Source organism: Deltaproteobacteria bacterium PRO3 (assembly GCA_030263375.1).
Classification (GTDB): Bacteria; UBA10199; UBA10199; order DSSB01; family DSSB01; genus DSSB01.
Map to the genome: position 1 here is coordinate 1 of SZOV01000147.1, position 5,512 is coordinate 5,512.

Here is a 5,512-nt window from a genome sequence, read left to right on the forward strand (position 1 = left end):
CTTTCAGGATCAGGACCTCGCGGAACATCGGCGTGATCTCCTCGACGTGATGCGTGACCAAGACGAGGGTCGGGGCGCCGACCTTCCGGCCCCAAGCCTCCAGGAAGGCCAAAAAATGCTCGCGGGCCGCCATGTCGAGGCCGGCGCAGGGCTCGTCCAGGATCAACAGCTTCGGCCGCGCCATGAACGCGCGTGCGATCAAGACCCGCTGCTGCTCGCCCTGCGAAAGCAGGCCCCAGGCCCGTTCTTCCAAGCCGCCGCAACCGACCTGCTTGAGCAAAACACGCGCCCGCTTTCGCTCCTCGTCTGTGCTCTCTCCCCAAAAATTGACCATGGCCTCCTTGCCACTCAGGACTGCGTGCAGGGCCGGCTCCTCGAAGCGCAGCATCGCGCGCAAGGCGGAGCCTACCAGTCCGACGGACTTGCGCAACTCGCGCCAATCGTGCTCGCCGTAGCGTTTGCCGAAGAGGCGGATCTCGCCGGAACTGGGCGTCAGGTAGGCGGTGAGGGCCGCCAAGAGCGAGGTCTTCCCCGATCCGTTGGGGCCGAGGATCGCGCAGTGGCGCCCCGCCTCGACCCGCCAGGAGACCCCTTGCAGGATGGGCGCGTCGCGGCGGATGAAGAGATCGCGGATTTCCAAAACGGGGGGCTTGGCTTTCATGGACAAGCGACTAGCAGAGGAAGGTCGGATCTTCAACGGTTGAGGCGGTTCGGCACCGTGATCGAGTAGCCCGGCGCGGTGAGGTACATCGAGCAATTGCCCACCCACTGCCCGTAGGCCTCGTCGTAATAGCAGGGGTCGTCGGGGTGGTCTTGGATCTTCCAATCGTAGAGGTCGTAGTGCGGATCGTACATGAAGGGCGGGGTCCGATTTTGCGGAATCACGCGGTTCACGGCGGGCCGGCCGCCGGAGGAAGGCGGCGGGTAGGGATTGCCGGAAAGGCCGATCGGCGGCGCCCAGGCGGGCGAGGCCTGAAGACCGAGCCCCAGCGAAAGGACGGCCAGGAAGACAAACGCTCGCTTCATGCTATTATTTTAAGGCAAAAAGACCTGCGACTCCAGGCGCGGAATCACCGCCCGGCGAAGAACATCCAAGCGGCGAAGGCGAAGACCAGCAGCCCCAGGATCGCGGCCACGGCGAAAAAGAGCGTCTTCATCGAGATGTGGCCCGGCTGCTCCATGCTGTAGCCCTGCTTCCAATCGTCGGCGCGGGCCGAAAAGGCCGGCGCGCCGCCGGCGCCGAACGAGGTCTGGTGCACCTGGACCTGTCCGACCTCGACTTGCGGGGCCTGGGAGCTTCCGACGCCGCCGAGCTTTTGCATGAGGCCCTGCAGCTTGTCCTTCATCTCGGGAGGGAGTTGGTTGAAACTCGTGTAGCCGCCCTTTTCGAGGGCCTTCTTGACGAAGGGGTGGTCCATGATCCCCTCGATAAAATCGGGGACCCCGTTTTTGTTTTTGTCGGCCAGGACCTGTTGCACCGCCTCGGGTAGGGCTTGCAGGTTGGCGGGATCGACTTCCTTGCCGTTGACGAGGATCTTTTGAAAGTTCGTCATGGGTCCCCCTATTTCGCGGGCCGGGCCGCGACGGCAGCTTCCGCGGCCTTGAGCAGGGCCTGCGGGTCAACGCGGACTTTGTAATCCGGGTTGTAATAACTATAAAGGATCTTGCCTTGCTTATCCAGGACGTAGGCCGCGGGCACCGGCAGGATGTGGTGGCCCTTGCCGGAATGGGCCTCGAGGTCGATGCCGTAGTCCTTCTTCATCTTCCGGTAGGTCGCGTCGTCGACCTGGTAGGCCAGGCCGAAGGCCTTGGCGGCCGCGGCGTCGGAATCCGAGACCAGCATATAGGTCAGGTCGTGCTTCTTGAGGCTCTCGCGGATCTTGTCGACGCCGTCGGGGCTGACCGCGACGATCTGATAGCCGAGTTTCTGCAGGGGCGTCTCGATCTGCTTCAATTGGCCCAGCTGGGTGTTGCAGTAGACGCACCAACCGCCGCGATAGAAGATGAGGACGGTCGGTTGGTTCTTGAGCAGCTTCTTCAAGGGAAAGGTCAGGCCGTCGGCGTTGGTGAGCGTGACGTCCGGGGCTGTGTCGCCGGTCTGCAACGGCTTCACCTGTTCCGCCGAGGCGGCCGCTTGGGGCTCGGGGGGCTTCGCCGCCTTTTTGGCGGCGCCGGCGGAGGCGGCGAGACCGAGGGAAAGGCAGGCGAGACTGAAGACGGTGAAGTGAAAGCGGATTTTTCTCATGCCCATGATCTAGGGCAAAGGCCGGGCGGATTCAATCCAATTTATGGAAGGCCAAAATCATGTAGCGCAACCAATTGAAACGGCTCACCCACTGGGCGGCATAGCTCCCGAGCTTGTTCCACGACTCCGCTCCCGTCAAATCCCGCTGGATCCTTCGCAGGAAGGGATAGGTGGGGACGGTGTTGCGGGCGATGTCCTCCTCCCAAAGCGAGACGAAGCCCGTCTCGCGGCCGAGGCGCCGGTAGTCTTTCAACGTGTGGTCCATCCGGCAGGTGCCGAAGAGGGGCGCGAGCATCCGTCGCGCAAACCGCGAGGCGCTGAACGGCCGAAAGTAACCCTTCGGGACGAAATCGGAGAGGGCCAGGATCCCGCCGGGCTTGAGCACCCGACGGGCCTCGCGAAAGAAGGCCTCGCGACTCGGAAAGTGAAAGATGCACTCCACCGCGAGGACGGCGTCGAAGGCGGCGTCGGGGAAGGGCATCGCGCAGGCGTCGCCCTCCTCCAGCTGAATGCGGTTTCCCGCCCGCGGGACGAGCTTGCCGCGGGCGCGCTCGAGCTGGCGCCGGTCGATATTGAGGCCGACCAGCTCCATGCCTTGGAAGTTTTCGTTGAGGCTGGCGATCGTCCCGCCGAAGCCGCAGCCCGCGTCGAGGACGCTCATTCCGTCCTTCAGCAAGGCGGCCCGCCACACCCGCTGCGAAAGCGCCTCCGCCGCCGCGGCGAAGTCCCGCGCGCTCAGGTCGGCCCTGCGGGGGTCCGCCCAATAGCCCCAGTGGACGTGGCGACCGAAGGCCAGGTCGAGGTCGGGATGGCCACGGTCGAGGCGCTCGAGGAGGAGGTCGAAATAGGGCAAAGAGCCGGGCCCGCGAAAAATCGTGGACACCGGACGCGGATCGCTTATCATGCCTGCCGAATAGCATTGCTCCGGGTTCAGGAAAAGAAGGGAAAATATGAAACCGACTTCTTTCCGCGCGCTGTGGCTGTTAACCCTATTGTTTTTCACCGCCTCTCCCGCCGGGGCCACCATCCTCGGCACCGTCCGTCTTGACCCCAATCCCTTGTTCTTTCCCGACACCCGGGTCGGCGACACCTCCGCTCCCGCAACGGTGACCGTCACCAAGGAGGCCTCCTTTTCCCTGCCGGTCTTCGTCTTCGGGTCGCTGCTCAGCAATCCCTTTCGCTTCTCGATCACCGACGACCGCTGTGAGGGGAGGCTGCTCTTCAATAACGAAAGCTGCGGGATCGATTCCGATTTCAGCCCCAACCGCGAGGGCTTCTTCCACTCCCACTTGGTCGTCATCGACACCAGTCGGCAGATCCTCAACTTCGGCTCGCTGATCGGCCAGGGCGTCCTGCCCGAGGTGAAGCTCTCGGACAACAACGTGCAATTCGGCGACCAGCCGGTCGGCAGCAGCAGCGCGCCTAACACGGTGACCGTAACCAATATCGGCACCGGGAACCTGAGCGTCAGCGATATCTCCCTCTCCGGGGACGCGGTCTTCAGCCTGGTGAGCGAAGACTGCACCGCGGCGCCGATCCCGCCCCTGGGCACCTGCGACTTCGCGGTCGATTTCACGCCGACCGCGATCGCCGATTTTTCCGGCACCGTCACGCTGACCGACGACGCGCCGGACAGCCCACAGGAGGTCGCCCTCTCCGGCACCGGCGTTGCCGCGCCCAACCCCGCCCTGAGCCTGAGCAAGCAGGCGGTCGACTTCGGCAACCAACAGGTCGGAGTCGCCTCGACGCCGGTTGACGTGGTGGTGATCAGCAGCGGCGACACAGCCGTCACGCTCAACGCGGTGACTTCCTCCAACCCCGAATTCGCCCTGAGCGGCGACTGCACGACCGGACTCCCCCTCGCCCTCAACCCTGGGCAGTTCTGCACCCTGACCACGGTTTGGACGCCGGGAGCGGCCGGCCCGCTAAGCGCGCAGGTGACCTTCGATTCCACCGCCACCAACGAGCCGGTCCTGGACCTGAGCGGCGTCGGGGTCGTCCCGGGCAGCGCGGAGGCGAGCCTCTCGGCGAACAACCTCGAGTTCGGTTCGGTCGTGGTGGGCCAATCCAGCGCCGCGCAGACGGTGACCTTGACCAACACCGGCAACGCCCCCCTGACTTTCAGCAGCATCGTCCTGGCGGGGACCGACCCGCACAGCTTCGCGATGGTGGACGGCTGCGGCGACGAGACCGTTATGCCGGGCGAGTCCTGCACGATCGAGGCGACCTTCCTACCCGCGATCGAGGGCCCGCTGACCTCGACGATCGTCCTCACCGACGACGCGGCGGACAGCCCGCAGACCATCGTCCTCAATGGCGCAGGGCTGGGGCCGCAGATCGGCGGCGGGGGCTGCGGAATCCTCGCAGCCAAGGCCGCTTCTGCCTCCGGAATCGCGGGCTGGACGCTGCTTGCCCTGGCCTTCTTCTCGAGGCGCATTTACAGGGGCTGAGCTTCCGAGACCTCCCGAAGCAGTTCGGCGATTTTCTCGAATTCGAGGCTCTTGTCGAAGAAACGGTCGGCCCGCGCCTCCAATCCCGCCCGGCGCGATTGGGGCGAGGGATCGTTGGTCAAGATGACCGCCAGGATCTCGGGATGGAAACTCTTGACATAGTGGAGCACTTCGAGACAGCTGCCGCCAGGCATGTGAAAATCTAAGATCACCACATCCGGTCGCGCCTCGGGAATTTTCTCCCGGGCTTCCTGCGCCGTGGCGGCCTCTCCGACCAAGCGCACTCTCGGCACCTCGGAGAGCATCCTTCGCAAGCGGGACCGTATCAGCTCGGAATCGTCCGCCAAAAAAATTCTGAGCATGGGCTGCTCCTTTCCTTCTCGATTCTTCTCTTCCGCCGATGGTAACCCACGGTGCCGAATCTGAAATTGGCCGGCGGCTGCTTTCTCCGTAGGAAGATCTCCCGCGATCGAGTCCGCTTCCGTCCTACAGGGAAATATCGGTAACAAAGTGATACCGAACTTAAGACACGGCGGGGCCGGAACCGAATCAGTAAAAAAATATTAATGATTCCAAATTCTTATAGAGACGGGTCCGATTCTTGCTCCCGCTGGCAATAGGGTAAGGACTTGTAGGAAAAGCCCGATGCATCTGCTGGACGCCTTCCATCGGTCGGGATCCTCCTGGTTCCGCCCCAAGCGACTCCCGCAACCGGTCTCCCGGCCTGAGATACCGTCTTGCTAGTCAAGCTGCAAAAGCAAGCAATGGGTCAAAAGGTTTATTATTCTTCAGGACACCATAGATTATGTGAAGCAGC

Annotated in this window: 7 protein-coding genes; 1 reads left to right on the top strand and 6 read right to left on the bottom strand. The window is 63.5% G+C overall.

The genetic code is table 11. The annotated features are described in order from the left end of the window. From FBR05_14500 to FBR05_14520, 5 genes are all read right to left on the bottom strand, one after another. A partial coding sequence (locus tag FBR05_14500) for an ATP-binding cassette domain-containing protein (protein ID MDL1873387.1) occupies positions 1-661 on the bottom strand: 661 nt, incomplete at its 3' end. Positions 662-693: 32 nt separating this feature from the next. After that, entirely contained in the window at positions 694-1,026 is a 333-nt protein-coding gene (locus FBR05_14505) for a hypothetical protein (protein ID MDL1873388.1), read from the bottom strand. A 44-nt stretch (positions 1,027-1,070) separates the two neighbouring features. Continuing rightward, on the bottom strand, positions 1,071-1,553 hold the full coding sequence (locus tag FBR05_14510; protein ID MDL1873389.1) for a hypothetical protein: 483 nt from the start codon (positions 1,551-1,553) through the stop codon (positions 1,071-1,073). Positions 1,554-1,561: 8 nt separating this feature from the next. Beyond that, on the bottom strand, positions 1,562-2,251 hold the full coding sequence (locus FBR05_14515; GenBank protein MDL1873390.1) for an AhpC/TSA family protein: 690 nt from the start codon (positions 2,249-2,251) through the stop codon (positions 1,562-1,564). A 25-nt stretch (positions 2,252-2,276) separates the two neighbouring features. Continuing rightward, positions 2,277-3,149: a class I SAM-dependent methyltransferase gene (locus FBR05_14520; GenBank protein MDL1873391.1), complete on the bottom strand. Its 873-nt coding sequence runs from the start codon at positions 3,147-3,149 to the stop codon at positions 2,277-2,279. A 46-nt stretch (positions 3,150-3,195) separates the two neighbouring features. On the opposite strand from FBR05_14520, the gene FBR05_14525 reads away from it, so the two are divergent. Then, a complete protein-coding gene (locus tag FBR05_14525; GenBank protein ID MDL1873392.1) occupies positions 3,196-4,695 on the top strand; it encodes a choice-of-anchor D domain-containing protein in 1,500 nt (499 codons plus the stop codon). Here the strand turns inward: FBR05_14525 and FBR05_14530 are convergent. Then, complete coding sequence (locus FBR05_14530) at positions 4,683-5,057, bottom strand: response regulator transcription factor (GenBank protein MDL1873393.1); 375 nt, start codon at positions 5,055-5,057, stop codon at positions 4,683-4,685. The two genes, FBR05_14525 and FBR05_14530, sit on opposite strands and share 13 nt — an antisense overlap. Positions 5,058-5,512 lie beyond the last annotated feature (455 nt).